The organism is Stomatobaculum sp., assembly GCF_057248925.1.
This window is the reverse complement of the sequence record NZ_DBHIHF010000021.1, coordinates 1-24,296: the sequence shown is the minus strand read 5'-3', so window position 1 is coordinate 24,296 and position 24,296 is coordinate 1. Positions and strand designations below refer to the sequence as shown.

General features: G+C 57.3%; 25 protein-coding genes. 20 read left to right on the top strand and 5 right to left on the bottom strand.

Features of this window, described 5'->3' with window-relative positions; translation table 11 throughout:
* Positions 1-3: 3 nt before the first annotated feature.
* The 5 genes from ACO4XG_RS08455 to ACO4XG_RS08435 all read left to right on the top strand — a co-directional run bounded on the left by ACO4XG_RS08455 (position 4) and on the right by ACO4XG_RS08435 (position 7,111).
* Positions 4-1,686 (top strand): ABC transporter permease subunit, encoded by a 1,683-nt coding sequence (locus ACO4XG_RS08455; protein WP_308509555.1) that lies wholly within the window; start codon positions 4-6, stop codon positions 1,684-1,686.
* Positions 1,687-1,776: 90 nt separating this feature from the next.
* A complete protein-coding gene (locus tag ACO4XG_RS08450) occupies positions 1,777-3,381 on the top strand; it encodes a response regulator (protein WP_308509556.1) in 1,605 nt (534 codons plus the stop codon).
* The gene (locus ACO4XG_RS08445; protein WP_308509557.1) at positions 3,378-5,168 is read left to right on the top strand and encodes a cache domain-containing sensor histidine kinase; all 1,791 of its coding nucleotides are present in this window, start codon (positions 3,378-3,380) and stop codon (positions 5,166-5,168) included. Before ACO4XG_RS08450 ends, ACO4XG_RS08445 begins: the two co-directional genes overlap by 4 nt.
* The gene (locus ACO4XG_RS08440; protein ID WP_308509558.1) at positions 5,165-6,073 is read left to right on the top strand and encodes a substrate-binding domain-containing protein; all 909 of its coding nucleotides are present in this window, start codon (positions 5,165-5,167) and stop codon (positions 6,071-6,073) included. Before ACO4XG_RS08445 ends, ACO4XG_RS08440 begins: the two co-directional genes overlap by 4 nt.
* Positions 6,074-6,085: 12 nt before the next feature.
* Positions 6,086-7,111 (top strand): galactose ABC transporter substrate-binding protein, encoded by a 1,026-nt coding sequence (locus ACO4XG_RS08435; protein WP_308509559.1) that lies wholly within the window; start codon positions 6,086-6,088, stop codon positions 7,109-7,111.
* On the opposite strand, the gene ACO4XG_RS08430 is transcribed toward ACO4XG_RS08435, so the two are convergent.
* The 3 genes from ACO4XG_RS08430 to ACO4XG_RS08420 all read right to left on the bottom strand — a co-directional run bounded on the left by ACO4XG_RS08430 (position 7,045) and on the right by ACO4XG_RS08420 (position 8,826).
* Positions 7,045-7,629: a DUF6553 family protein gene (locus ACO4XG_RS08430; RefSeq protein ID WP_308509560.1), complete on the bottom strand. Its 585-nt coding sequence runs from the start codon at positions 7,627-7,629 to the stop codon at positions 7,045-7,047. The genes ACO4XG_RS08435 and ACO4XG_RS08430 overlap by 67 nt on opposite strands.
* A 119-nt stretch (positions 7,630-7,748) precedes the next feature.
* Positions 7,749-8,306 carry an NADH peroxidase gene (locus ACO4XG_RS08425; protein WP_308509561.1) on the bottom strand — a complete coding sequence of 186 codons (558 nt, stop codon included), beginning with the start codon at positions 8,304-8,306 and terminating at the stop codon, positions 7,749-7,751.
* A gap of 91 nt (positions 8,307-8,397) precedes the next feature.
* Positions 8,398-8,826 carry a Fur family transcriptional regulator gene (locus tag ACO4XG_RS08420; RefSeq protein WP_308509562.1) on the bottom strand — a complete coding sequence of 143 codons (429 nt, stop codon included), beginning with the start codon at positions 8,824-8,826 and terminating at the stop codon, positions 8,398-8,400.
* A 165-nt stretch (positions 8,827-8,991) separates the two neighbouring features.
* Between ACO4XG_RS08420 and ACO4XG_RS08415 the strand changes: the two genes are divergently transcribed.
* From ACO4XG_RS08415 to ACO4XG_RS08370, 10 genes are all read left to right on the top strand, one after another.
* Positions 8,992-9,705 (top strand): S1 RNA-binding domain-containing protein, encoded by a 714-nt coding sequence (locus tag ACO4XG_RS08415; RefSeq protein ID WP_009532808.1) that lies wholly within the window; start codon positions 8,992-8,994, stop codon positions 9,703-9,705.
* Positions 9,706-9,793: 88 nt separating this feature from the next.
* Positions 9,794-11,200, top strand: coding sequence for an aminopeptidase (locus tag ACO4XG_RS08410; protein ID WP_308509563.1), 1,407 nt, complete (start codon positions 9,794-9,796; stop codon positions 11,198-11,200).
* Between the two features lie 42 nt (positions 11,201-11,242).
* Positions 11,243-12,484, top strand: coding sequence for a trigger factor (tig, locus tag ACO4XG_RS08405; RefSeq protein WP_308509564.1), 1,242 nt, complete (start codon positions 11,243-11,245; stop codon positions 12,482-12,484).
* Positions 12,485-12,491: 7 nt separating this feature from the next.
* Positions 12,492-13,304 (top strand): HAD-IIB family hydrolase, encoded by an 813-nt coding sequence (locus ACO4XG_RS08400; RefSeq protein WP_308509565.1) that lies wholly within the window; start codon positions 12,492-12,494, stop codon positions 13,302-13,304.
* Between the two features lie 7 nt (positions 13,305-13,311).
* Positions 13,312-13,974 (top strand): serine O-acetyltransferase, encoded by a 663-nt coding sequence (gene cysE, locus ACO4XG_RS08395; RefSeq protein ID WP_308509566.1) that lies wholly within the window; start codon positions 13,312-13,314, stop codon positions 13,972-13,974.
* Positions 13,964-14,278 (top strand): GIY-YIG nuclease family protein, encoded by a 315-nt coding sequence (locus tag ACO4XG_RS08390; protein ID WP_308509567.1) that lies wholly within the window; start codon positions 13,964-13,966, stop codon positions 14,276-14,278. The genes cysE and ACO4XG_RS08390 overlap by 11 nt, the downstream gene beginning before the upstream one ends.
* Entirely contained in the window at positions 14,262-14,936 is a 675-nt protein-coding gene (locus ACO4XG_RS08385; protein ID WP_308509568.1) for an RluA family pseudouridine synthase, read from the top strand. The genes ACO4XG_RS08390 and ACO4XG_RS08385 overlap by 17 nt, the downstream gene beginning before the upstream one ends.
* A 124-nt stretch (positions 14,937-15,060) precedes the next feature.
* Positions 15,061-15,423, top strand: a complete 363-nt coding sequence (locus ACO4XG_RS08380; protein ID WP_308509569.1) for a hypothetical protein — start codon at positions 15,061-15,063, stop codon at positions 15,421-15,423.
* Positions 15,424-15,652: 229 nt separating this feature from the next.
* Entirely contained in the window at positions 15,653-16,801 is a 1,149-nt protein-coding gene (locus ACO4XG_RS08375; protein WP_308509570.1) for a sodium ion-translocating decarboxylase subunit beta, read from the top strand.
* 341 nt (positions 16,802-17,142) lie between these two features.
* A complete protein-coding gene (locus tag ACO4XG_RS08370; protein WP_308509571.1) occupies positions 17,143-18,435 on the top strand; it encodes an O-acetylhomoserine aminocarboxypropyltransferase/cysteine synthase family protein in 1,293 nt (430 codons plus the stop codon).
* 142 nt (positions 18,436-18,577) lie between these two features.
* On the opposite strand, the gene ACO4XG_RS08365 is transcribed toward ACO4XG_RS08370, so the two are convergent.
* Positions 18,578-18,820: a hypothetical protein gene (locus ACO4XG_RS08365; RefSeq protein WP_308509572.1), complete on the bottom strand. Its 243-nt coding sequence runs from the start codon at positions 18,818-18,820 to the stop codon at positions 18,578-18,580.
* Between the two features lie 180 nt (positions 18,821-19,000).
* Here ACO4XG_RS08365 and ACO4XG_RS08360 point away from each other — a divergent pair, with 180 nt between their 5' ends.
* The gene (locus ACO4XG_RS08360) at positions 19,001-19,846 is read left to right on the top strand and encodes a 4Fe-4S binding protein (protein WP_308509573.1); all 846 of its coding nucleotides are present in this window, start codon (positions 19,001-19,003) and stop codon (positions 19,844-19,846) included.
* A gap of 189 nt (positions 19,847-20,035) precedes the next feature.
* Here ACO4XG_RS08360 and ACO4XG_RS08355 read toward each other — a convergent pair whose 3' ends face one another.
* The gene (locus tag ACO4XG_RS08355; protein ID WP_308509574.1) at positions 20,036-20,659 is read right to left on the bottom strand and encodes an NUDIX hydrolase; all 624 of its coding nucleotides are present in this window, start codon (positions 20,657-20,659) and stop codon (positions 20,036-20,038) included.
* Between the two features lie 173 nt (positions 20,660-20,832).
* On the opposite strand from ACO4XG_RS08355, the gene ACO4XG_RS08350 reads away from it, so the two are divergent.
* Genes ACO4XG_RS08350 through ACO4XG_RS08335 form a run of 4 tightly spaced genes read left to right on the top strand, consistent with a single transcriptional unit; the run spans position 20,833 to position 24,177 of the window.
* Entirely contained in the window at positions 20,833-21,936 is a 1,104-nt protein-coding gene (locus tag ACO4XG_RS08350) for a metal ABC transporter substrate-binding protein (protein WP_308509575.1), read from the top strand.
* Between the two features lie 47 nt (positions 21,937-21,983).
* Complete coding sequence (locus tag ACO4XG_RS08345; protein WP_308509576.1) at positions 21,984-22,691, top strand: metal ABC transporter ATP-binding protein; 708 nt, start codon at positions 21,984-21,986, stop codon at positions 22,689-22,691.
* A complete protein-coding gene (locus ACO4XG_RS08340; protein ID WP_308509577.1) occupies positions 22,688-23,542 on the top strand; it encodes a metal ABC transporter permease in 855 nt (284 codons plus the stop codon). Before ACO4XG_RS08345 ends, ACO4XG_RS08340 begins: the two co-directional genes overlap by 4 nt.
* Entirely contained in the window at positions 23,539-24,177 is a 639-nt protein-coding gene (locus ACO4XG_RS08335; RefSeq protein WP_308509578.1) for a hypothetical protein, read from the top strand. The genes ACO4XG_RS08340 and ACO4XG_RS08335 overlap by 4 nt, the downstream gene beginning before the upstream one ends.
* The last annotated feature ends 119 nt before the right edge of the window (positions 24,178-24,296 follow it).

Sequence of the window (24,296 nt, the reverse complement as noted above, 5' to 3'; positions counted from 1 at the left end):
GTTATGAGTCAGTTAGGAACAGAGAAGAGCGCTCTGCAGCACGCAGAGGAGGAGGCAAAACTCCTCGCGCCGATTCGCGCCCACATTGGAGAGATTCAGGTGAAGATCGATGTGCTCCGAAAGGACGGCAGCGATCAGGTACAGAAGCTGAAGAACCGCATTCAGCTCTTAAAAGAAGATAAGCACATCAAGAAAGAGAAGAGGGATGCGCTGATTGCCGAAAGTAATGCGGCTCTCTCGGCGGCGCAGGCTGTAGAGAGCAAGAACCAGGCCGAAGTCGCCGGGCTTGTCGCCGAGGCGGAGAGCTACTTAAAGGAGCACTACGAGAAGGATTACTTCGGCCCGGTCAGCGAGAACTGCAAGAAAGACCGCGAGAGCGCAAAACAGCGCTACGAGGCGCGGGTCGCGGAGCTCGGCAAGGAGCACGAGCAGGAAGTGCAGCGCCTCCGGAAGGAGAACGCGCCGGATCTGCAGCAGGAGCTGAAGGACGAGAACTATGTCTACAAGAACAAGCTCTTTGACGCGAAGGTGACCTACGAGCAGGAGCTCCAGACCATCAAGGACAGACGCCATGAGGCATTCGCCGAGCAGTATCACATGATCGACCTGCTCCGCATGTCCCGCTTCACGTTTGCACAGGAGCAGGCACAGCGCATCGAGAACTACAAGTACACCTTTAATCAGCGGCAGTTCCTCTTAAAGAACGGTCTCTACATTGTCATCGTGATGATTTTCATCGCGCTCAGCATTGTGACACCGATTGTGAAGAACACGCAGCTCTTTACCTACAACAATATTCTGAACATTCTGCAGCAGGCGTCTCCGCGTATGTTCCTCGCGCTCGGCGTCGCGGGTCTGATTCTCCTGACCGGTACCGACCTCTCGATCGGAAGAATGACAGGTATGGGCATGGTCGCAGCGACTATCATCATGCATAAGGGCATCAACACCGGTGCGGTCTTCGGTAAGATTTTTGACTTTACCGGCTTGCCGTATGCGGGAAGAGCCATTTTCGCGTTGCTGGTCTGCATTGTTCTGACCACCTTCTTCACCTCGATTGCCGGCTTCTTTACGGCGCGCTTCAAGATGCACCCGTTCATTTCGACGATGTCGAACATGCTGATCATCTTCGGTCTCGTGACCTATGCGACGAAGGGCGTGTCCTTCGGTGCGATTGAGCCGGGCATCGCTTCGATGATTGTCCCGAAGGTCAACGGCTTCCCGCTCATCATTCTCTGGGCGGTCGCGGCCATCGTGATTGTCTGGTTCATCTGGAACAAGACTCGCTTCGGCAAAAACCTCTACGCAGTCGGCGGCAACCCGGAGGCGGCTTCGGTCTCCGGTATCTCGGTCTTCGCCGTGACGATGGGCGCCTTCATGATGGCGGGTGTGCTCTACGGCTTCGGCGCATGGCTTGAGTGCGCGCGCATGGTGGGTTCCGGTTCGGCGGCTTACGGCCAGGGCTGGGACATGGACGCAATCGCAGCCTGCGTGGTCGGCGGTGTCTCCTTCACCGGCGGTATCGGTAAGATTTCCGGCGTTGTGGTCGGTGTGCTGATCTTCACGGCACTCACCTATTCGCTGACCATTCTCGGTATCGACACGAACCTCCAGTTCGTCTTCGAGGGCATCATCATCCTGACGGCTGTCACCCTGGACTGCTTAAAGTATGTCCAGAAGAAGTAAGAGACTTCCCGTCGGACGGAAAGAGCCCGCATATGCTATACTGAAACCGCAGCTTACGCTGCGGTTTTTTTGAATTCGGGAGGAAAGACTATGCCCTATTCTTGTATGCTGGTGGATGATGAGGAAGATGTGATCAATGCAATACGGCGCACCATAGACTGGGAGAGCCTCGGTTTCTCCGTGCCGACAGAGGCACATAACGGGCTCGAGGCACTCGAGTTCGCGGAGGAGAGCACGCCGGATGTCGTGCTGACCGACATCAAGATGCCGTATATGGACGGTCTGGAGCTCGCGCACCGCTTAAAGGAGCTTTATCCGAACATCCGCATTGTCGTCTTTTCCGGCTTCGATGAATTTGAATACGCACGCGAGGCGCTGCGCCTCGAGGCGGAAGAATATATTTTGAAACCCATTCACGCGGCGGAGCTGTCAAAACTCTTTCTCCGAATCCGGGAGCGGCTCGACGCCGAGCGGGCGGAGCGGCAAAATGTGGAGCAGCTCCGCGCCTACTATGAAAAGAGCCTGCCTCGCCTGCAGGAGAGTTTTTTTGTGTCTCTCCTGGACGGAAAAATTCCGGAGGAGGAGCTCATGCGCCAGGCAGAGGACTACCAGCTGAGCTTTGAGCGCTCGCCCTATGTGGCAGCGGTGATTCACACGGGGAGCGCGGGACTGCCGGTCGGTGTCAGCGCGGTGCTCCTCGCGGCTTCTGTCCGAAAGCTCGCGGAGGAGAAGCTCGGCGAGAAATTTTTGGCGCGTTTTTTCGGCTATCTCGGCAACACGGTCATGCTGGTCTCGCTCGGTGCGTCAGGGCAGCTCCGCTTCCTGACCGACGCCTGTGACAAGTTCTGCCGTCTGGCGGCCGCCAAGCTCGGCGCGACGGTCACGATCGGCATCGGAAAGGCCTGCGGAGAGCTGTCGAAACTCAGAGATTCCTACACAGGCGCGAGAAATGCGCTCTCGTACCGCATGATTTACGGGACGGGGAAGGCCATCAGCATTTCGGAGATTGCGCCGCAGGAGAAAAGCGGAACCGAGCTCTCGGAGCAGGCATCCATGCAGGACATTTTCCGGAAGATGCGCATGGAGCAAGAGGAGGAATTAAGTGCTGCGATTGCGCGCTACATGGCGGACAACGCAGCCGCGCAGGGCTCGGTGCAGGAGTACCGTTTTTTTGTGATGGGGACAGCCGGGGAGCTGTACCGCTTTGCGAAGGACAATGAGCTGAGCACCGAGGAGATATTCGGCGACAACGACGCGATGTACCGGATATTACAGCAGTTAGAACCCGGGGAACTCACGAGCTGGATGGACGGGGTCTGTCGGAAAATGCGAGAGATGATACAGCATAAGCGCGCGGACAGCGCGCGCTCTTTTGCGGCCCGCGCGATTGACCATGTGAATGAGCACTATGCCGACGGCGATCTCACGGTCGATGCGATGTGCTCCTACCTGAATGTGAGCGCCGCCTACTTTTCGACCGTCTTTAAGCGGGAGACCGGCAAGACCTTTGTGCAGTATCTGACCGACCTCCGCATGGAAAAGGCGGTGAGACTTCTGCTCTCGACCAATGAGAAGACCTATATGATTGCGCGGAAGGTCGGCTATGCCGATCCGAACTATTTCAGCTATGTCTTCAAAAAACAGTTCGGCATGTCGCCGAGCAAATATAAGGACAGCCGCGAGGCGGCGCAATGAGACTGCCGGAATTTTTCACGCTGCCGCGGTCCATTCGTTTCATCATCGTCGTTGCCTTTACGGCGGTCTCTGTCAGCATCACAGGACTGCTCGGCGTGGGGCTGTATCGTATTTTTGCGCGCCACACCGAACGACTCCTCACCGAGAGCAGCGCGCAGCTCTTGCACCGCGTTTCGGAAAATCTGGGCGACTATCTAAAGAATATGCGCGCGCTCTCGGATGCGATTTACTATGCCTCGATTAAGAGCAAGGACTTTGCCGTGGACAATACGAACCGCGAGATGGAGCTGCTCTACGAGGCAAACCGTGACGATCTGATTAGCCTTGCACTCTACCGGCGGGACGGGACGCTCCTCGGCGCAGCCCCGGTCGCGGTTCAGAAACAGGATGTCGATGTGCGGCGGCAGGCCTGGTTTCAGAGCGCGGCGGAGAAGGTCGAAAATCTGCACTTTTCGACGCCGCATGTGCAGGATCTCTTTGACGATCCGAGCTACCGCTATCACTGGGTCATCTCGCTGAGCCGCGCGGTCGAGTTAAACAAGGGCGGCCAGAGCAGCGAGGGCATATTGCTGGTCGACATGAACTATAAGAGTGTAGCGGACATGCTGGACGATGTGAACCAGGACAGCGCGGGACGATATGTCTACCTCTGTGACAGCCGCGGAGATATCATTTACCATCCGCGCCGCATGCAGATTGACGCGGGTCTCGTGGCGGAGAACAATCTCACGGAGGCCGGATACGCGGACGGCGCCCACCGGGAGTATTTTCAGGGAGAGCGGCGGGAGGTCGTCGTCGAGACGGTGAGCTACACCGGATGGAAGCTGATCAGTGTGATACCGGGCACTTATTTTGCGCTGGGCCTCTTAAATGCGAGACAACTGGCGCTCGCTTTTGTGCTGCTCACAGCGGCGGCACTCGCGCTCGTGAACCGCCTCATGGCGGCTCAGGTTTCAAAGCCGCTGATCCGGCTGAACGAGTCCATCCGGAAACTGGAGCTCGGGCAGGACAGCAAAATCTATGTCGGCGGCAGCGCGGAAGTGCGGCATCTCGGGCGTACGCTACAGTCCTATGTGCGGGAGATTCAGCTCCTTATGCGGGATATTGTGCGCGAGCAGGAGGAGAAGCGAAAGAGTGAGCTCGACGCACTCCAGTCGCAGATTAACCCGCACTTTCTCTATAACACGCTGGACTCAATCGTCTGGATGATTGAGGGACAGCGCTACGACGACGCGGTTGTCATGATTACCGAGCTCGCGAGCCTGTTCCGCATCAGTTTGAGCGGCGGCAAGACCATCATTTCGATGGAGGCGGAGCTTCGACACGCGGAAAATTATATGAATATCCAGAAAGTCCGCTTTAAGAACAGCTTTCGCGTGCGCTATGAGATTGATCCGGAAGTGCGGAATTACTGCACAGTCAAACTGATACTCCAGCCGATTCTGGAGAACGCGATTTACTACGGCGTGAAGGGCATGGAGGACGAGGGCGAAATCCTGCTCCGCGCGGAACTGCGGGACGGCGAACTTCTGCTCACAGTGCGTGACAACGGTTTCGGCATTCCGGAAGAGGAAGTTCCGCTTCTTTTGCGGGAAGGTGAGCGGCGACCGAGCCGCGGCTCCGGCGTGGGACTTTTGAATGTGCAGCGCCGGATTCAGCTTCGCTTCGGGGAGCACTACGGTCTTCATATCGAGAGCGAGCCGGATGAGGGGACCGAAGTGCGCATATGCTTACCGGCCGTTCCCTACAATGAAGAGAACAGACAGCGTCTGGAGGAGGGAAGATGAGGCGGCATATCGTGCTCGGGGCAGTGACCATCGCAGCGACGGCGCTCGCACTGCTGCTCATTCTGCAGACGACCAGGCAGACAGAGCCGCAGCGCGCTCGAATCGCCGTTCTCACGCGTCGTGATGTGGATGTCAGCGATGCGGCGCTCTTTGCGGGCATGGAGAAAGCCGCGGAGGACAGCAAAGTGATTCTGAACTATGTCGTTGTGCCGCCGACAGCGACGCTCGCAGAAGAGCAGGTGCTCGCCGGGCAGGAAATTGCGGACGGCGCGAGAGCGGTGCTTCTCGAGCCGGTTGCGACGGCGGGGAGCGGCAAAATGGCGGAGGAATTGTCCCAGCGCGCCGCTGTGGTGTTGCTCGGCGAACGCGCCGACACGGAGGCCGCCGGGCACTTCGGCAGTGTGAGTGCCGACAATTATGCAATCGGCGTGGCGCTCGGCAAGGAGATAGCCGCGCTCCTGCCGGACGGCGGCCGGATTGCGCTGTTGCCGGAGAGCGACGCGCGAGGCTCGATTGCGGCGCGGAGACAGGGCATTCGGGAGGCGCTCCGCGGGAGTGCCGTTCAGGTGCAGGAGGAGACGCAGGGCGTAGCGCTTCTTGTGGGCCTCGAGGACAGTGCGCTGACTGCGGCGGCGGAGAGCGCGGCGGCGGAAGAAAAACGGCCGCTGGTGGTCGGTGTCGGGAATTCAAACCGGAATATCTACGCGCTGGACCGGGGCGACATCGCCGATATGATAGTGATCAACGAATTCAACATGGGCTATCTCGCGGTCGCCGAGGCAAAGAAAAAACTCTCGAGCGGGCTCCGGGAAATGGAACAGCTGAGAGTCGGCGACACGCTGGTCGCAAGGGATACCATGTTCAGCGCAGAAAATCAGAAATTACTCTTTCCGCTGGTGCGGTGAAAGCGAGGCGAGATGCAAAAGCGAATTCTGTGTGTGCTGTCACTGCTGCTCACGCTCGTGCTGCTCACGGGCTGTACAGCGCAGCGCGCGCACAGCAAAAAGAAAGTGCGAATCGGCGTGAGTGTCTATGACAGCTACGATACCTTTATCGCAGAGCTGACCGGGGCCTTCCGGGAGAACGCCGCGCTGCAACAGGGGAGTGTGCAGATTGAGATGAGCGATGCCGCGCGGAGTCAGGAATTGCAGGACAAGGCCGTGCGGCAGATGCTCGACAACGGCTGCGACATCATCTGTGTGAACCTGGTCGACCGGACGGCGCCCGGAAAAATCATCGATATGGCAAAGAAGAAGGGCGTCCCTATCATCTTCTTTAACCGGGAGCTGGTTGAAGAGGATCTGGAGCGCTGGAATAAGCTCTACTATGTCGGCGCCGATGCGAAGGAGTCCGGCGTCATTCAGGGGAGGCTTGCGGCCGCCTATTTAAAGGCGCACCCCGAGGAAGACCGAAACCAAGACGGTGTGATTCAATATGTGGTGCTCGAGGGAGAGGCGGGTCATCAGGACGCGATTCTCCGGACCGAGTATGCGACCTCGACCCTCCGGGATGAGGGCGTCGCACTCGAAAAACTCGGCTATGCGCTCGCAAACTGGAACCGCCTGCAGGCGCAGACGCAGGTGCGGCAGCTGCTCACAAGCTACGGCAGCCGGATTGAGCTGATACTCGCGAACAACGACGACATGGCGCTCGGCGCGCTGGATGCCTATCGCGAGAGCGCTGTCACGCCCCCGCCCGTCTTCGGCATCGACGGCACGAATCCGGGGATCACGGCGGTGCGGGAGGGGAGCCTGACCGGCACCGTCAGAAACGACAGCGAGGGACAGGCAAAGGCAATGCTCTCCCTCGCGCTCTCGCTCTCAACCGGCGGGAAGTGCGAGTATCCGCTCACAGAGGGGCGGTATATCCGTCTGCCCTATGAGCCGATTACGGCGGCAAGTCTCTCTTCCATGACAGAGAGAAGCGGCGCGGTTTCCCGCTGAAGCGAAAAGCGCGCTGGCAGCTCACGGAAGAGCTGCCGCACTTCGCTACGGATGCGGGCTGCGGTCATCTCGTCGCTCATCGGGAGCAGACCGAAGACGCGCGTGCGGTAGGCAGGATCGCGGAGACAGGTGCGAAACAGCGTATCGGCAAAATCGGCCCATTCGGCCTGTAAGAGCGCCGGATAGGCGGGGTTGTCCGAGAGCGGTTCTATGAGAAAGTCAGGGAGCAGAAGTGCTGCGAAGGCGCGCAGCACTTCTGCTTTTTGCTTGCCGCGCGACAAAAAGCCGCTGTCCCGCTGAAAGGTGACGCGGAGAGACAGAAAGGCGGCGAGAAAGGCATCGGTCGCGTGCGGGCGCGCGGGGTAGGGGCCGAAACGCGCGTACAGAAGTTTTTTGAGCAGCGCACAGAGAACTTTTTCATTCTCCGAGCGAGTGAGCTCCTGTTTCGCGTGCTCCAAAAACCGCAGCCGCTCAACAGCGCTTGGCAGCGCATAATAGTCTTTTACAAAATCATCCATACCAAACCTCCTGTTGCAGTTTCTACCGGAAGCGTAACAAAAAACAGGAAAATCCGCAAAGAAAAAAGGCTGTGAGAACCCATGGAGGAAGGTTCTCACAGCCTTTCGGAAGAGAAGAATTACTTCTCCTCGCCGAAATATCTCTTCAGCAAGCCCTGGAAAGCTCTGCCGTGTCTCGCCTCGTCGCGTGCCATCTCGTGGACGCTGTCGTGAATCGCGTCGAGGTTCTGCTTCTTTGCCAGCGTAGCAAGGTCAACCTTACCCTGGGTTGCGCCGAACTCGGCAGCGACTCTCATCTCAAGGTTCTTCTTCGTGGAGGAGGTGACAACCTCACCGAGCATCTCTGCGAAGCGGGAAGCGTGATCCGCCTCTTCAAGAGCCGCTCTTCTCCAGTACTCACCGATCTCCGGATAGCCCTCGCGGAAAGCCACGCGGCTCATTGCGAGATACATGCCGACCTCGGTGCACTCGCCCTCGAAGTTTGCGCGAAGGCCTGCCTTGATCTCCTCATCGACATCCTTGGCGATGCCGACCTGGTGCTCTGCAGCCCAGACCATGTTGCCGTCTTCCTTGACTTCCTCGAACTTGCTCGCGGGAGCCTTGCACTGCGGACAGGCCTCCGGCGGATTCTGTCCCTCAAAAATGTAACCGCAAACTGTACATCTCCACTGCTTCATAATCGTATTCTCCTTTTCTATGTGTTGTATTGCATTGCCTGACATTTTCAAAAACAATCTCTTCCGGCAAACCGGAAGAGACCGCGCGGACTCAGAGAGGAGCCGCGACTTGTTCCCGGGAGACCGTCGCCTTTGCCGCCTCTTCACAGCTGCGGCAAACACCGTAAAATACGAGGGCATGGCACTCAACCGTTCCGATGCCTGTCTGTTCCGCGAGCGCGTTCAGGGTGTGATCGGTCTCCAGCGGGAGATCGACGACACTGCCGCAGTGCTTGCAGACGAAGTGACAGTGATCGGAGGTATCAAAGTCATAATGCTCTGTGCCGCCTTCGCAGTGAATCTTTCGAATCTGCCCAAGTTCCGCGAGCAGGTTCAGATTGCGGTAGACGGTGCCGAGGCTGATGCGGGGATATTCCTCCCGGAGATCCCGATAAATCATGTCCGCCGTCGGATGATCCATACGGGCGGAAAGATTGCAGAGGATGGCGTCCCGCTGTCGACTGTGCTTTCGTACTTTCATAGCGCCTCCATCAGTAATAGGAACTGTTATTAGTATAGCAACAAATTCGCATCTGTCAAGCATAAGGCGGGCACAAATTGAACTATTGCTTTCAGACCGGCGGGAAATGTGATATACTTATCAGCAAATAACGGCCTTTTGGCTGGATTCGGGGGAGGTACCACAGTGGCAGAAGAGAGCATGAAGGATTTCGAGCAGGAAATTAACGAATCGTTCAAGACCGCAAAGAAAGTTGAAAATGAGGACGGCGGCAAGTGGGAGCATCTGCAGAGCCTTGTCGAGAGCAAGGAGCAGTTCGATGTCAAGATCATCGAGGCTGTGAAGGGAGGCTGCATCGCATATCTCGAGGATACGCGCGCATTCATTCCGGCAAGCCAGCTCTCCTCGAGCTATGTTGAGAAGCTCGAGGACTACGCAAACAAGCACATCACGGTTGTCGTGATTACGGCAGACCCGGAGAAGAAGCGCCTTGTCCTTTCTCACCGCGCGATTGAGCAGGAGGAGAAGGAAAAGGAGAAGGCGGCGCGCCTCGCCGAGCTCAAGGTCGGCGATGTGCTGGACGGCAAGGTCGAGTCTCTGAAGGACTACGGCGCATTCATCGATCTCGGCGGTGCGACGGGTCTCCTGCACGTCTCGCAGATTTCGAGAAAGAGAGTCAAGACACCGGCAGATGTCCTCAAGGAAGGCCAGGAAGTCAAGGTCAAGATCATCAAGATCGGCGACGGCAAGATTTCCCTTTCCATGCGGGCACTCGAGGAGCCGGACGATCATTTCAGCGGCAGAAACAACACGCTCGAGGAGACCGGCGGCTTTAAGTACGAGGAGAAGACCCGCGCGACGACCAACCTCGGCGATCTGCTGAAGAACATCAAGCTTTGAGTTATACCCGATTCTGGGAATGAGAAACCGTCAGCTTAGGCTGCCGGTTTTTCATATCATAAAGCAAAGTAGCGGAAAGGAGCACGAAATGGCGGAGAAGGAACTGAGCAAGGGCAAGCAGCTGGAGAAGGAGCTCTGCTGGGAGTATCCGAACATCGCAAAGAAGGCGCCTGAGCAGCGGGAAAAGGCGCACGAATTTGCAAAGGGCTATATGGAGTTTCTCGGTGCCTGCAAGACGGAGCGCGAGTGCGTGAACTACGCGGAGAAGCTTCTGCTGGAGGCCGGCTACGAGCGTTTCGATTCCAAGAAGAAGTACAAGGCAGGCGACAAGGTCTTCTCGACCAATCGCGGCAAGGCAATGGCAATCACCGTCTTCGGCAAGAAGTCGCTTGCGGAGGGCGTCCGGATCAACGGCGCGCACATTGATTCCCCGCGTATCGATCTGAGACCAAACCCGCTCTATGAGTCGAATGACATTGCGCTGTTTAAGACCCATTACTACGGCGGCATCAAGAAGTATCAGTGGGGCACCATTCCGCTCGCGATGCACGGCGTTGTCGTGAAGAAGGACGGCACGACGGTCGAGATTACGATCGGTGAGGATCCGAACGATCCGGTTCTTTACATCACCGATCTCCTGATTCACCTCGCGAAGCAGCAGATGCAGAGAACGCTCTCCGAGGGACTGCGCGCAGAGGAACTGAACATTGTGCTCGGCACGACGCCCTATCCGGACGACAGTGTGAAGGAGCCGTTCCGCCTCGAAGTGCTTCGCTATCTGAATGAGAAGTACGGCATTACCGAGCGCGATTTCGCACGGGCGGAGATTGAATTTGTACCGGCGGACAAGCCGCGCGACATCGGCTTTGACCGCTCGCTGATCGGCGGCTACGGTCAGGACGACAGAGTCTGCGCATATGCGGCGCTGCGGGCACAGCTCGACACCGTAAATCCAGAGTACACGACCGTCACGATTCTCACCGACAAAGAGGAAATCGGTTCCTGCGGCACCACCGGTTCCAAGTCGAATTTCCTCTATGATTACATCTGCTATCTCGCGCAGATGGAGGGGGTCGACGCGAAAGATGTTTTTGCCAAGTCCGCTTGCCTCTCGGCTGATGTGAACGGCGCGTATGACCCGACCTTTGCCGATGCGTTTGAGGCAAAGAACTCGAGCTACTTGAATCGCGGCGTGGTGCTCACGAAGTACACGGGTTCCGGTGGCAAGTTCGGCGCGAGCGATGCGAGCGCGGAGTTCATGGCAAAAGTGATTGATATCATGGACAAGAACGGCGTATACTGGCAGATTGGTGAGCTCGGCAAGCTGGATCTCGGCGGCGGCGGCACGATTGCCGGTGACGTGGCGCGCCTCAATGTCGATGTCGTGGATCTCGGCGTTGCGGTGCTCTCGATGCACTCGCCGTTTGAAGTGACGAGCAAGCTGGATAATTACAATATGTACCTCGCATTCAAGGCGTTCTACCCGGAGGCGTAAACGCCTCTGCGAGGAAAGAATCAAAAAAAAGGAGTTATAAGAATGAGATTTTCACCGAAAAAGTTGCTGCTGATGACCGGCCTTACGGCGATGGCAATTTCGTTTGCGGCCTGCGGCAAGAAGGCCGCGGCTAAGAGCTCGGACGGCAGCGCAGCTGCGGAGAGCACAACCGCAGCCGACGCAAACCTCCCGAAGGAGCCGAAGAACTTCGGCAAGGTTACGCTCGGCAAGTACGAGGGCATTGAGATCAAGACCCACGATGTCAGCGTATCCGATGAGGAAGTCGAGAGCTACATTCAGAATGTGCTTGAGAACAGCCAGAACCTGACCGAGGTGGATCGCCCGGCGGCTTCCGGCGATACCGTCAACATTGACTACGAGGGCAAGAAGGACGGCGTTGCGTTTGACGGCGGCACGGCGAAGGGACAAAACCTGGAACTCGGCAGCCACAGCTTTATTGACGGCTTCGAGGACGGCCTGATCGGCGCGGCGAAGGGCGAGAAGAGAACCTTAAACCTCACCTTCCCGGCGGACTACGGCAACAAGGATCTCGCGGGCCAGGCGGTTACCTTTGATGTCACGGTGAATTCGGTGCAGGAGAAGTCGAAGCCCGAGCTGAACGACGAGTGGGTCGCGAAGACCACGAACAATGCACAGACCACGGTGGAGCAGTACCGCGAGGAAGTGAAGAAGCAGCTGCTTGCGCAGAAGGAAAAGAACGAGAAGAACCAGGAGCTCACGTCGGCGCTGGACGCTGTCATGGCTTCCTCCACGTTTGAGGTCAGCGACGAGGCGAAGAAGTACGAGACCGAGCTGCAGAAGGATCGCATGAACAAGCAGCTCCAGCAGTATGGCCTCACGCTCGAGAGCTACCTGCAGATGACTTCGATGACGCAGGAGAACTACGACCAGCAGATGCAGGCGGCGGGCGAGAATGTCGCGAAGGTCAAGCTGATGGTCGATGCAATCGCGAAGAAAGAGAAGCTGAAGCTGAACGACGAGGCGTATAAGGCGCTCGAGGACAGCTACGGTTACTCGAAGGATATGCTGGTCTCGATTCTCGGTAAGGAGCAGGTGGATCTGCAGGCGAGAGAGCTGCAGGTCGCGAACTTCATCCTCGACAAGGCGACCAAGGTCCCGGCAGGCGCGGATGACACGCAGGCGGCATCCGCCGGGGAATCCGCAGGTGAGACAGCAGCGGGCGAGACGCAGGCAAGCGAGGCAACGACGGAAACCCAGGCGAGCGAGGGCAGCGCGGCTGCAGAGAGCACAACCCAGCCGTAAGCGTTTCATGAATCAAAAATTATTTTTCTTCGATGTCGACGGAACTCTGGTCGACGACAAGAGCAAGGAGATCCCGCAGAGCGCAGTGACAGCTATCCGGTCACTGCGTGAGGCGGGACATCTTGTTTATTTGAATTCCGGTCGCACGCGCTGCCTTCTGACACAGGAGATGGAACAATTCGGCATCTCCTGCGCGGTTTGCGGCTGCGGGACAGAGATCATTGCGGACGGAGCGGTGCTCCTCGAGCGGCGCATTTCCCACGCGCGAGGGACGGAACTCCGGGAGCTTCTGCTGAACTTGCGGCTCGATGCCATACTGGAAGCGCAGGAGGCTGTCTACTTTTCAAACCGCCCGTTTGAAAATGAGGTGCTCATGGAGAAGCAGCTCGCGTTTGTCAGCAGCCGGGTGAAGACCAAGGTAAATGCGCTGACGGACAACACCTTTTTATTCGACAAGTTTTGCGTGCAGACCGTGCCCGGCGGGGAGAAAGATCCCCGCATCGAGACACTGCTGCGAGCTACGCCGGACTTTGCGGGAATTGCGCGCGGCAGAGGGTTTTACGAGTTTGTGCCGAAGGGATTTACCAAGGGCAAAGCGGTCAATTTTCTGATGGAGCGCTTTTCGATTGCGGCAGACGATTGCTATGTCTTCGGCGACAGCGTGAACGATCTCACGATGTTTCAGAGTAACGCCGCCAATCGCATTGCGATGGGCGAGCACGACAGAGAATTGGAAGCGTATGCGAGCTATATTGCGGATACCGTCAGGGCGGACGGCATCGCAAAGGCGCTCCGCGCGCTCCATGTATTGGAGAGGTAAGGGAGTTATGCTGCTTCGCGATATCATTGCGGATGTCCGCGCAGCGCAGGACAGAGATCCGGCGGCGCGCAGTTTTCTTGAGGTGCTGCTTCTGTATCAGGGTGTGCATGCGCTGATTGCCTACCGCATTGCGCACTGGTTCTGGAAACACAAGCACTATTTCATTGCGCGCTTCATTTCCCAGTTTTCGCGCTTCATGACACTGATTGAGATTCATCCGGGGGCAAGGCTCGGCAAGGGCATTTTGATTGATCACGGAACCGGTGTCGTAATCGGCGAGACGGCGGAGGTCGGTGATAACTGCACGATTTACCAGGGCGTGACGCTCGGCGGCGTCGGCACGAAAAAGGGCAAGCGCCACCCGACCATCGGCAATAATGTGACCATCGGTGCGGGCGCAAAAATTCTGGGTTCCTTTGAAGTCGGCGACAACTGCAAGATTGCGGCAAATGCCGTGCTCTTAAAGCCGCTGCAGGCGGATTCGACGGCGGTCGGCATTCCGGCGCGCCCGGTGCGAATCGGCGGCAAGACGGTCGAGAAGAAGGCGCATGCCTACAGCGCAGACCTCGGTGAATTGCAGGAGAGGATCGAGAGCATGCAGCAGCAGATTGACATGCTGGAGCAGGAACTCGCGGAGAGCAAAGAGGAGAGCCGCAAGCGTGGCGCCTGAAAAGAACACCGCAGAGGAGGAGGAGACAGCGTATGTCTACCTCCTCCTCTGCGGTGACGGGACTTACTACTGCGGCTATACGGTGGATATGGAGCGACGGCTGTCGGCACACCGCGCCGGAAAGGGCGCGAAGTATACGCGCGGCCGCGGGCCGCTGACCCTTGTCTATCTGGAGCGCCTGCCAAACAAGCGGGCGGCGCTCTGCCGGGAGGCGGCGCTGAAACGCTTGCCGCGGAGCAGGAAGGAAGCCTTGCTGCGAAGTCCCGGGAATCTGGCGGGAGGAGAGAATGGAAATCATCTATGAGGATGCCGAAGTGCTGGTCGCGGTGAAACCGGCCGGCGTGGAGAGCGAGGAAGCGCGCGGTCTTGCGCCCGATATGGTGAATCTGGTGCGAAAGCATCTCGCTGTCGGCGGCAAGGGCAGGCCTTATGTGGGGCTCATACGCCGCCTCGATAAGCCTGTCACGGGGCTCATGCTCTTTGGCAAGACACCGGCCGCGGCGGCCGCGCTCTCGAAGGAACTTCAGGCGCAGAAGACGGAAAAGCGCTACCGCGCGCTGATACTCGGAAAGCCGGCGGAAAAGAGCGGAAGCTTTACGGACTGGATTTTGCAGGATAAGAAGGAAAATATAAGTCGCGTTGTACCGAAGGGAACGCCGGGCGCCAAAGAGGCGCGCCTCAACTACCGCGTGCTCCGCAGCAAGTTCATTGCGGGGAAGCAGTTCACCGAGGTGGAGATAGAACTGTTGACCGGCAGACGGCATCAAGTTCGCCTGCAGTTTGCGGCGCGAGAGCTTCCCATACTCGGTGACCTAAAGTACGGCGTGTCGCTTCCGGAGCAGGAGAGTCTCTTTTCCTACGGCGGTCTCTGCCTTGCGGCGACCGGACTTGGCTTTACACACCCTAAGACCCGGAAGAGACTTAGCTTTCACTGGGAGCCTGCGTTCAAAATAGCCCCTTGAAAAAGCCACCTTCTTTGAGTATTATGATGATATAAAGTTAAATAAGAAAAACATAAGTGTCGCACGCGCAGTGAACCCCTCCCGCAGTGCGGGATTGACGATAGAGTCTGGCAGGAGGAAGCATATGCACAGAAGAGAAAAAGACGGTTTACGGAGATTCCTTCTGGAGTTAAAGGAAGAGCGGCTTGCGGTCGCAGAAGCGGCACACAGCGGGGCATCCTGTGACATCGGTCACATCAAAGAACTGCGCGAGGTCTTAAAGCAGATTAAGGATGTCGGCGAGCACAAGTTTGAAGAGTGCCCGGAGTCGGAGCGCTACCTCAATGCGGCGGATCACACCGAAGAGGAACTCGCGGTCATGGAGGACTCGGTGGACCTGCTCGACGAGGCGAGTCATCTCGCAGCGGCGGGACAGGGGAACGAAAACCTCTTTGAGATTAACGAGTTGCTTATGGAGGTCACGGAGAACCTCTGGGCGCTGCTCTAAACTTTGTTTTTTCTTGACAATTAAAAGCGCCGCGCGTATGATATTCGCGTAAGAGGGAGTAGCTGGCAGTGCAGAGCACAGCAACCGGAGGCGACATACCCGATGCGCGAGCGTCCGAATCCGGTTAAGGAAAAACCGATGGCAAGACTCTTACCACAGATAAAGCTGTGGTAAGAGTCTTTTTTTGTTGGCTCTGTGGCACAGCGGGAACAGAAAAGGAGAAGAAAGTATGGATTTTTTACTCGAAGGCATCCGGGCTGTCACCTGGCAGCAGCTTGTCATGTATGTGGTCGGCATCGTCCTCATCTGGCTCGCAATCAACAAGGAGTATGAGCCGTCGCTCTTACTGCCCATGGGGTTCGGCGCCATTATGGTAAACCTGCCGATGAGCGGCGTTCTGGATCAGCTCGTCCAGGGCAAGGTTCCGGCGGCCGGTATCATTCAGTGGCTCTACAAAGTCGGCATTGAGTCCTCGGAGATGATGCCGCTCTTACTCTTCATCGGCATCGGCGCGATGATTGACTTCGGGCCGCTTCTAAGCCAGCCGTTCTATTTTCTCTTCGGTGCGGCGGCGCAGTTCGGCATCTTTGCGGTCATCTTCGTGGCAGCGCTCCTCGGCTTTGACTTAAAGGATGCTGCTTCGATCGGCATCATCGGCGCGGCGGACGGTCCCACTTCGATTCTGGTCTCGCAGGTTCTGAATTCGTCCTATATCGGCCCGATTGCGGTCGCGGCCTATTCTTATATGGCGCTCGTGCCGATTATCCAGCCCTTTGCAATCAAGCTGGTCACGACGAAGAAGGAGCGTCAGATCCGCATGAGCTATAACGCGAAGGCAATTCCGAAGTTCACCCGGATTGCGTTCCCGATTGCGGTCACCATGATTGTCGGCTTCATCTCCCCGCAGTCGGTCGCACTGGTCGGCTTCCTGATGTTCGGTAACCTCCTCCGCGAGTGCGGCGTTCTGAACACGCTGAGTCAGACCGCGCAGGATCAGCTGGTCAATCTGATTACGCTGCTCCTCGGCATCACGATTTCGTTCAGCATGCGGGCGGAGCAGTTCGTGAATTTGCAGACGCTCATGATACTGGCACTCGGCCTTGTCGCCTTTGTCTTTGATACGATGGCGGGTGTGCTCTTTGCGAAGCTTGTCAATGTGGTGCTCGCAATTCTTCACAAGCCCCTCATCAATCCGATGATCGGCGGCTGCGGCATCTCGGCGTTCCCGATGTCGTCCCGCGTCGTGCAGAAGCTCGCGAACGAGGAACAGAAGGGCAATATTATTCTGATGCAGGCGGCGGGCACCAATGTCGCGGGTCAGGTCGCATCCGTCATTGCGGGTGGTCTCGTCATCAGCATTGTGTCCCAGTACCTCTAAAGAAAAGAGGAGGAGAAGAAAATGAATACAGCGGAAATCGCACTGGAAATTATGGGCAAGGGCATGGGCGGTCTCTTTGTCGCAGCGACTGTGATGATGCTCGCAGTTGCCCTTCTGCAGCGCCTCACAAAGCGCTGAAACGAAGAGCAGCAGGCAGCCCGGATATCAAAAAAAGTAATGGCTGCGTATAAGAAAGCTATGGCGCCGGAATCATTGACAGTCAAGATGGAATCCCCTATAATCCGAACATACCTAGTGAGTTTGAGGGAAGAAACAGAGAGAACAAACCCTCAGTTTGAAGAGAGAAAACCCGAGCGGTTCGGGTTCATGGAGGAATAGAAATGAGCGAGCAGAGAAAGTACAAGTTTGAGACCCTTCAGTTGCATGTCGGCCAGGAGAATCCGGATCCGGCGACCGATTCGAGAGCGGTTCCGATTTACCAGACCACTTCTTATGTGTTCCGCAACTCGCAGCATGCGGCAGACCGCTTCGGTCTGAGAGACGCCGGCAACATCTACGGCAGACTCACGAACTCCACCCAGGATGTTTTTGAGAAGAGAATCGCAGCGCTCGAGGGCGGTTCCGCGGCACTCGCGGTTGCATCCGGCGCGGCGGCAATCACCTACACCTTCCAGGCGCTCGCACAGGCGGGCGACCACATTGTCGCACAGAAGACCATCTACGGCGGCACCTACAACCTGCTCGCACATACGCTGAAGCAGTTCGGCGTCGAGACCACCTTTGTCGATGCGCACAAACTCGATGAAGTCGAGAATGCAATCCGCCCGAACACCAAAGCAGTCTACCTTGAGACCCTCGGCAACCCGAACTCCGATATCCCGGACATCGATGCGATTGCGGCGATTGCGCATAAGCACGGCCTGCCGCTCGTGGTCGATAACACCTTCGGCACGCCCTACCTGATTCGCCCGTTTGAGCACGGCGCTGACATTGTGGTTCATTCCGCGACGAAGTTCATCGGCGGCCACGGAACCACGCTCGGCGGCATCATTGTGGACGGCGGCAGCTATGACTGGAAGAAGAGCGGCAAGTTCCCGAACATTGCGGATCCGAACCCGAGCTACCACGGCGCATCCTTCGCGGATGTCGCAGGCCCGGCGGCGTTTGTGACCTATATCCGCGCTATCCTGCTCCGCGATGAGGGCGGTGCCATCTCGCCGTTCAACGCATTCCTGCTCCTGCAGGGCACCGAGACCCTGTCGCTCCGCGTGGAGCGCCATGTCGAGAACGCGCTGAAGGTTGTCGAGTTCCTGAAGAAGCACCCGCAGGTTGAGAAGGTGAACCACCCGTCCCTCGCAGATCACCCGGATCACGCGCTCTATCAGAAGTACTTCCCGAACGGCGGCGCTTCGATCTTCACCTTCAACATCAAAGGCGGACAGAAGGAGGCATTTGCCTTCATCGACAACCTGAAGATTTTCTCTCTGCTCGCAAATGTCGCGGATGCAAAGAGCCTGGTCATTCACCCGGCGACCACGACCCACTCGCAGCTCAGCGATGCAGAGCTTGTCGAGCAGGGCATTCAGCAGAACACGATTCGCCTCTCGATCGGAACCGAGAATATCGACGATATCATCGCAGACCTCGAGGGAGGCTTTGCGGCAGCGAAGTAAAACAAGCGCTTCGATTAATCCTCCTACCCCCTCAAAAGGGCGCCGGTAAAGCCGGCGCCCTTTTTTTGAACCTGAATGAGACAATTACAAAGTGGTAGGAGAAAAGAGTCGGTAGCCCTTGCCATGCCTGCGCCCAAGCTTCTTAGTTGTGTTCGGAGACGTGAACCTTTGCCCACTCTCCGGTGGACGGATTCATGTATTCGTGGTCTCCGATTTCAATCCAACCCTCGGGAAGTGTTCCTTCTTCTTCCGCCTCGCCTTCCGCATAGTCGTCCGTATCGAGGACTTCGTTGCCGGAGCCGAGCACCTGCGTGTGAAAAACTGTGCCTGCGAGCAAGAGAACAAAAGCAAGGGCCGCGATAACAAAGTGTCTGCGCAGTTTCATAAGGAGCCTCCTTTCTTTGATAAAAAACGGTTTCAAGAACAATATAACATAGTCAGAAAAAAACAAATTAGTTATATATAATCAGATAATAAGCGACGGAAAAAGCGGAATCTGCGGAGAAGCACATGGTATAATGGTCTCAGAAAAAGTCGTTTTGACGATGAAAGCGAGGAAATAGGCATGCAGATTCGTGAGATTCACAGTTTATCTTTCAGTCCGACGGGCGGGACGGCAAAGTACGCGAAGGCCATGGCGGAGGGAGCGGCGGAGGCGCTGGCCTGTCCCGCGGAAATATGCTCCTTTACCCTGCCGCGGGAGCGGGAGGAGGTGCGTCGTTTTTCGAGCGATGAACTTTTGATCATCGGCTCTCCGACCTATGCGGGCAAGCTACCGAATAAGATACTGCCGGAATTTCAGGAGAAGCTTCGCGGCGAAAATACGCCTGTTCTTCTGTTTGTGAGCTACGGTAACCGAAATTTTGACAACAGCCTTGCGGAGCTTTTATCCGTGCTCCGGGCAAACGGTTTTCTGCCGCTTGCGGCAGCTGCCTTTGCCTGCCGCCACGCCTTCTCGGACCGCATCTGTCCCGAGAGACCGCGGGTGGAAGAACTTGCCGCGGCTCGAAGCTTTGCGGCGCGTGCGGCGGAAGCGCTGAAGACGACGGAGTTCGCCGCTTTGGAAGCGGCTTCCCTTGCGTTTACGGTGCCGGGAGAAGCCGGGGCGCCCTACTATGTGCCGAAGGGAGAGGACGGCGCACCCGCCAAATTCCTAAAGGCAAAACCGCTCACGGATCTTGAAAAGTGCCTGCACTGCGGCGCCTGTGCGGCGCACTGTCCCATGGGCTCGATTGACGCGGCGGACACCTCAAAGGTCCCGGGCATCTGCATCAAGTGTCAAGCCTGCGTGCGGGGCTGCAAGCAGGGCGCCAAGTACTTTGAGGATGCGGCCTTCCTATCCCATGTTCGCATGCTCGAAGAGAACTTTGCGTTGCCGGAGAAGGAGAATCTCTATCTGTCCGCGTTCTGAGAGAAGAGAAAGCCCCCTCGGTTTTCCGAGGGGGCTTTACGCGGCGTGTCGGGTTACGAAGCGGTAGAATACAGAAAGGGAAAGAAGCACAGCATGACAGCTGCTTTAAGTGGTGTGTCATGTGCACGGCGGGAAAAGACAGCGATAGGAGTCCGCTGTCTTCGCGGGAAGCCGCTGAAATGTTTTCCTTTACACCGGCGCGCTTCCGCCGAGGAGGCGCTTTACAAAGCGCTCCAGCACCCGGGCGGTCATGCCCCAGATTAAGGGCGCGGTGTCCGGATAGACGGGTATGGTGTAGTCGCGGACGGCGAAGGGATAGTTACGACCGCCCTCAATTCTGTCATAGGGAAAGTTCTCAATCGGGCGGGCGACAAAGCTCCCCCGATAGTGCTCGGCGCGGTGGGTCAGAAAAAAGGAGAGGGGCAGGGTAAAGACCCGGTCTACCTCGGCGGGTGAAAATGTGCCGCGGTAGTTCGTAAGCTCCGCCGCAAAGGCATAGACCTTCTGTCCGGCGGGACCGCTCTCTGTGCCGATTTCCCCGAGCACGGTGAGCTGGCGGTCTTCGACCAAGAGTTCCTCTCGCGCTTCGCGGAGGGCGGCTTCGAGCGGCGTCTCGCCTTCTTCGATGCCGCCGCCCGGGAGCGCAATGTCGCCGGGCTGGTGGCGGAGGGAGAGCGCGCGGCGCTCAAAGAGGATGAAGAGCTCCCCGTTTTTCTCAATCAGGGGGAGGAGGACAGCGGCCTCTCGCTCTTTTTTTTGCGGTGCGGGTGCGCTTTGCAGTGCGCGGCGGATATCATTCGGACGGAAATGCATGGCAATCCTTTCGGGGTGCTTGACAAAGTAGGAACAGCGACATAAAATAAAACCAGCTTTCAAATTCGAAGTGCACAGTCGGCGGCAGTGGCCCTTTCGGGTCACATGCCGCCGTTCCTGCTACTGCAGCTGTGGCTTGAGTTTGTCGGCATTATAACACAAGGAGGAGAGACATGAAATTCAAACGTTGGATGGCAATGGCAACAGCGGCAGTGCTCGCATTCGGCACACTTGCGGGGTGCGGACAGAGCGGAAAGAAGACGGAGAGCACAGCGGCGAGTGCGGAGAGCACAACAGAGGCGAGCGGCAAGAAGTTAAAGATTGTCGCGACCATCTTCCCGGAGTACGATTGGGTGCGTCAGATTCTCGGCGACGAGGCAAAGAATGCGGATATCACGCTCCTTCTTGACAAGGGCGTCGATTTGCACAGCTACCAGCCGAACGCCGAGGATATCGCAAAGATTTCCGAGTGCGACCTCTTCCTCTATGTCGGCGGTGAATCGGACGGCTGGGTCAAGGATGCACTGAAGGAAGGAAAGAATCCGGACCGTAAGGTCATCAACCTCCTCGAGGCGCTCGGCAACAACACGAAGGAAGAGGAAGTGGTCGAGGGCATGCAGGCCGAGGAAGAAGAGGGCAGCAAGGACAGCGAGACTGAGGCAGCGAGCCAGGCAGCGGAGAGTCAGGCTGCGGGTGAGAGCACGGCGGCGAGCGCAGAGAGCGAAGAAGAGGAAGGCCCGGAATACGACGAGCATGTGTGGCTTTCGCTTCGGAATGCCGAGAGCATCTGTGAAGTCATCACGGAAGATCTGAAGAGCCTCGACAGCGCACATGCGACAGTCTATGAGGCGAACTTAAAGAAGTACACGGAGCAGCTCGATTCGCTGGATCAGCAGTACGCAGATGCGGTCAAGGCAGCGGCCAACAAGACCCTGCTCTTCGGTGACCGTTTCCCGTTCCGCTATCTCGTGGATGACTACGGCATCAAGTACTATGCGGCCTTTGTGGGTTGCTCGGCAGAGACCGAGGCGAGCTTTGAGACGGTCTCCTTCCTCGCAAAGAAGATGGATGAGTTCGGCCTGAAGCACGTCATGACGATTGAGGGGCCGAACAAGAAGATTGCGGAGACCATCATCCAGAATACGAAGGACAAGAATCAGGATATTCTGACTCTGAATTCGATGCAGTCCACGACGGAACAGGACATCGAGAGCGGCGAGACCTATCTCGGCATCATGCAACAGAATCTGGAAGTTCTGAAGAAAGCATTGCAGTAAGGAAACGGAATGAAGGCGCGAAAGCGCCTGTAACGGAAAGGCAAAGCATGGCACAGCTTCTCTGCCGGGATCTGACACTCGGCTATGACCAGAAAAGCATCTTGGAACACTTGAATTTTGAAGTCAACGCGGGAGATTATCTCTGCATCGTCGGAGAGAACGGCTCCGGCAAGAGCACGCTGATGAAAACCATATTGGGACTGCAGCCGCCGCTCGCCGGCACGGTGGAGCGCGGCGACGGTCTTCGCGCCAATGAAATCGGGTATCTGCCGCAGCAGACCCTGGTGCAGCGCGATTTCCCGGCTTCGGTCGAGGAAATTGTGCTCTCGGGGCGGCAGGGCAGAACCGGTTTCTGGCCGTTTTACAGAAAGGCAGACCGGGAGAGCGCGGAAAAGAACATGGAGCGCATGGGCATTACCGAATTCCGGAAGCGTTGCTACCGGGAACTCTCGGGCGGACAGCAGCAGCGCGTGCTGCTCGCGCGGGCGCTCTGCGCGACCGAGAAGATGTTGCTTCTTGATGAGCCGGTCTCGGGTCTCGACCCGAAAGTTACGGCAGACATGTACCAGCTGATTCAGGGGCTGAATGAAGAGGGTATCACGATTATCATGATTTCGCACGACATTGCGGCAGCTGTGCAGTATGCGCAACATATTCTGCACATCGGCAAGAAGGTGTTCTTCGGCACCAGAGAGGAATATCAGCACTCTCGGCTCGGCGAGTGGTTTTTACAGGAAGAGAGTGTGAACGCATGATGGCTATGGTACAAAAAATCCTCTTTTATCTGCAGTATCCGTTTGTGCGCTACGCCCTCATCGTCGGCGTGCTGATTGCGCTGAGCTCCTCGCTCCTCGGGGTGACCCTGGTCCTGAAGCGCTACTCCTACATCGGCGACGGTCTCTCGCATGTCGCCTTCGGCGCCATGTCCGTTGCGACGGTCCTGAAGCTCTCGAACCAGATGGTTCTCATTCTGCCGGTCACGATAGTCTGCGCGGTGCTCCTGCTTCGCACGGGCCAGAACAGTAAGATTAAGGGCGATGCGGCCATCGCCATGCTTTCGGTCGGTGCCCTGGCCTTCGGCTATCTGGTCATGAATGTGTTCTCAACTTCGGCCAATCTCTCGGGCGATGTCTGCTCGACGCTGTTCGGTTCGACCTCGATTTTGACGCTGACCAGCCGGGAGGTGCAGCTCTGCGCCGCACTCTCGTTCCTGGTGGTCTGCCTCTTCATTGTCTATTACCAGAAGATTTTTGCGGTGACCTTTGACGAGAATTTTGCGCGCGCCTCGGGGACCGACGCCGGGCGGTATAACCTCCTGATTGCGATCACGGTCGCGGTCATCATCGTGCTCGCAATGAATCTGGTGGGGTCGCTGCTCATCTCGGCGCTGGTCATTTTCCCGGCGCTCTCGGCAATGCGCCTGTTTCACAACTTTAAGAGTGTTACCGTTTGTTCCGCACTGCTCTCGGTGACCTGCGCGCTGCTCGGTATTCTCGCGTCTATCCTCGCGGGAACACCGGTCGGCTCGACCATCGTCGCGGCGGATGCAATCGCATTCGGGCTTTGTTGCCTGATTGCGGCGGTACAGCGGAGGAAGACAGCATGAAAAATAAGAACTATGTATGGCCGACGGCACTGGCGCTTGTGCTTCTGCTCAGTGCCTGCGGCGGCGCGGACGGGGCAAAGAGCCGTGCCGGCGGAAGCCAGACCAAGAGTGTCAATGAGGTGCTCGCGTCGGGGCAACAGGCGGCGGAGAGTCAGAAGGCAGCGAGCGCAGCGTCGGAGACCGTCGATGTCACCGCGGCGAGCCGCGTGGTCGAAGAGAGCAGTGAAGCACCGGTCGACTTAAAGGGCGCGGATGGCACGGACATCGACCTCACGAAGTTAAGCGCTACCATGGTTTTCTCGGAGGTCTATAACATCATGGTGAATCCTGACAGCTGCATGGGCAAGACCATACGGATGAAGGGACTCGTCGCAATCTACCACGACGAGACGAAGGACACGGACTACTACTCCTGCATCGTGCAGGATGCGACCGCCTGCTGTGCGCAGGGCATCGAGTTCAAGCTTGCGGACAACTACCGTTTTCCCGACGACTATCCGCCGGAGGGCTCGGAAATCACCGTGCGCGGGCGCTTTGATGTCTACAAGGAGGGCGAGTACAAGTACGCTGTCTTAAAGGATGCGGTGCTCGAGAAGGTCAACACCGAGAACGAGGGCGAGACAACGGCGCCGTAAAGTGCAGGCCGACAGACAAAGCAAAAGAGCTGCGGGACGAAATTTTCGTCCCGCAGCTCTTTTTGGAGTTATAGGACAAAAAGAGTTGGTAGAAAACCCCGCAACGCTAGTAGAATCAA

What these genes read in the sequence shown, in the direction of transcription:
- ACO4XG_RS08445 (WP_308509557.1), top strand. Translation starts at nt 3,378, where the DNA reads ATGAGACTGCCGGAATTTTTCACGCTGCCGCGGTCCATTCGTTTCATC.
- ACO4XG_RS08375 (WP_308509570.1), top strand. Translation starts at nt 15,653, where the DNA reads ATGGATTTTTTACTCGAAGGCATCCGGGCTGTCACCTGGCAGCAGCTT.
- ACO4XG_RS08355 (WP_308509574.1), bottom strand. Translation starts at nt 20,659, where the DNA reads ATGCATTTCCGTCCGAATGATATCCGCCGCGCACTGCAAAGCGCACCC.
- cysE (WP_308509566.1), top strand. Translation starts at nt 13,312, where the DNA reads ATGCTGCTTCGCGATATCATTGCGGATGTCCGCGCAGCGCAGGACAGA.
- ACO4XG_RS08380 (WP_308509569.1), top strand. Translation starts at nt 15,061, where the DNA reads ATGCACAGAAGAGAAAAAGACGGTTTACGGAGATTCCTTCTGGAGTTA.
- ACO4XG_RS08370 (WP_308509571.1), top strand. Translation starts at nt 17,143, where the DNA reads ATGAGCGAGCAGAGAAAGTACAAGTTTGAGACCCTTCAGTTGCATGTC.
- tig (WP_308509564.1), top strand. Translation starts at nt 11,243, where the DNA reads ATGAGATTTTCACCGAAAAAGTTGCTGCTGATGACCGGCCTTACGGCG.
- ACO4XG_RS08340 (WP_308509577.1), top strand. Translation starts at nt 22,688, where the DNA reads ATGATGGCTATGGTACAAAAAATCCTCTTTTATCTGCAGTATCCGTTT.
- ACO4XG_RS08440 (WP_308509558.1), top strand. Translation starts at nt 5,165, where the DNA reads ATGAGGCGGCATATCGTGCTCGGGGCAGTGACCATCGCAGCGACGGCG.
- ACO4XG_RS08400 (WP_308509565.1), top strand. Translation starts at nt 12,492, where the DNA reads ATGAATCAAAAATTATTTTTCTTCGATGTCGACGGAACTCTGGTCGAC.
- ACO4XG_RS08425 (WP_308509561.1), bottom strand. Translation starts at nt 8,306, where the DNA reads ATGAAGCAGTGGAGATGTACAGTTTGCGGTTACATTTTTGAGGGACAG.
- ACO4XG_RS08450 (WP_308509556.1), top strand. Translation starts at nt 1,777, where the DNA reads ATGCCCTATTCTTGTATGCTGGTGGATGATGAGGAAGATGTGATCAAT.
- ACO4XG_RS08350 (WP_308509575.1), top strand. Translation starts at nt 20,833, where the DNA reads ATGAAATTCAAACGTTGGATGGCAATGGCAACAGCGGCAGTGCTCGCA.
- ACO4XG_RS08360 (WP_308509573.1), top strand. Translation starts at nt 19,001, where the DNA reads ATGCAGATTCGTGAGATTCACAGTTTATCTTTCAGTCCGACGGGCGGG.
- ACO4XG_RS08385 (WP_308509568.1), top strand. Translation starts at nt 14,262, where the DNA reads ATGGAAATCATCTATGAGGATGCCGAAGTGCTGGTCGCGGTGAAACCG.
- ACO4XG_RS08335 (WP_308509578.1), top strand. Translation starts at nt 23,539, where the DNA reads ATGAAAAATAAGAACTATGTATGGCCGACGGCACTGGCGCTTGTGCTT.
- ACO4XG_RS08435 (WP_308509559.1), top strand. Translation starts at nt 6,086, where the DNA reads ATGCAAAAGCGAATTCTGTGTGTGCTGTCACTGCTGCTCACGCTCGTG.
- ACO4XG_RS08410 (WP_308509563.1), top strand. Translation starts at nt 9,794, where the DNA reads ATGGCGGAGAAGGAACTGAGCAAGGGCAAGCAGCTGGAGAAGGAGCTC.
- ACO4XG_RS08345 (WP_308509576.1), top strand. Translation starts at nt 21,984, where the DNA reads ATGGCACAGCTTCTCTGCCGGGATCTGACACTCGGCTATGACCAGAAA.
- ACO4XG_RS08455 (WP_308509555.1), top strand. Translation starts at nt 4, where the DNA reads ATGAGTCAGTTAGGAACAGAGAAGAGCGCTCTGCAGCACGCAGAGGAG.
- ACO4XG_RS08430 (WP_308509560.1), bottom strand. Translation starts at nt 7,629, where the DNA reads ATGGATGATTTTGTAAAAGACTATTATGCGCTGCCAAGCGCTGTTGAG.
- ACO4XG_RS08420 (WP_308509562.1), bottom strand. Translation starts at nt 8,826, where the DNA reads ATGAAAGTACGAAAGCACAGTCGACAGCGGGACGCCATCCTCTGCAAT.
- ACO4XG_RS08365 (WP_308509572.1), bottom strand. Translation starts at nt 18,820, where the DNA reads ATGAAACTGCGCAGACACTTTGTTATCGCGGCCCTTGCTTTTGTTCTC.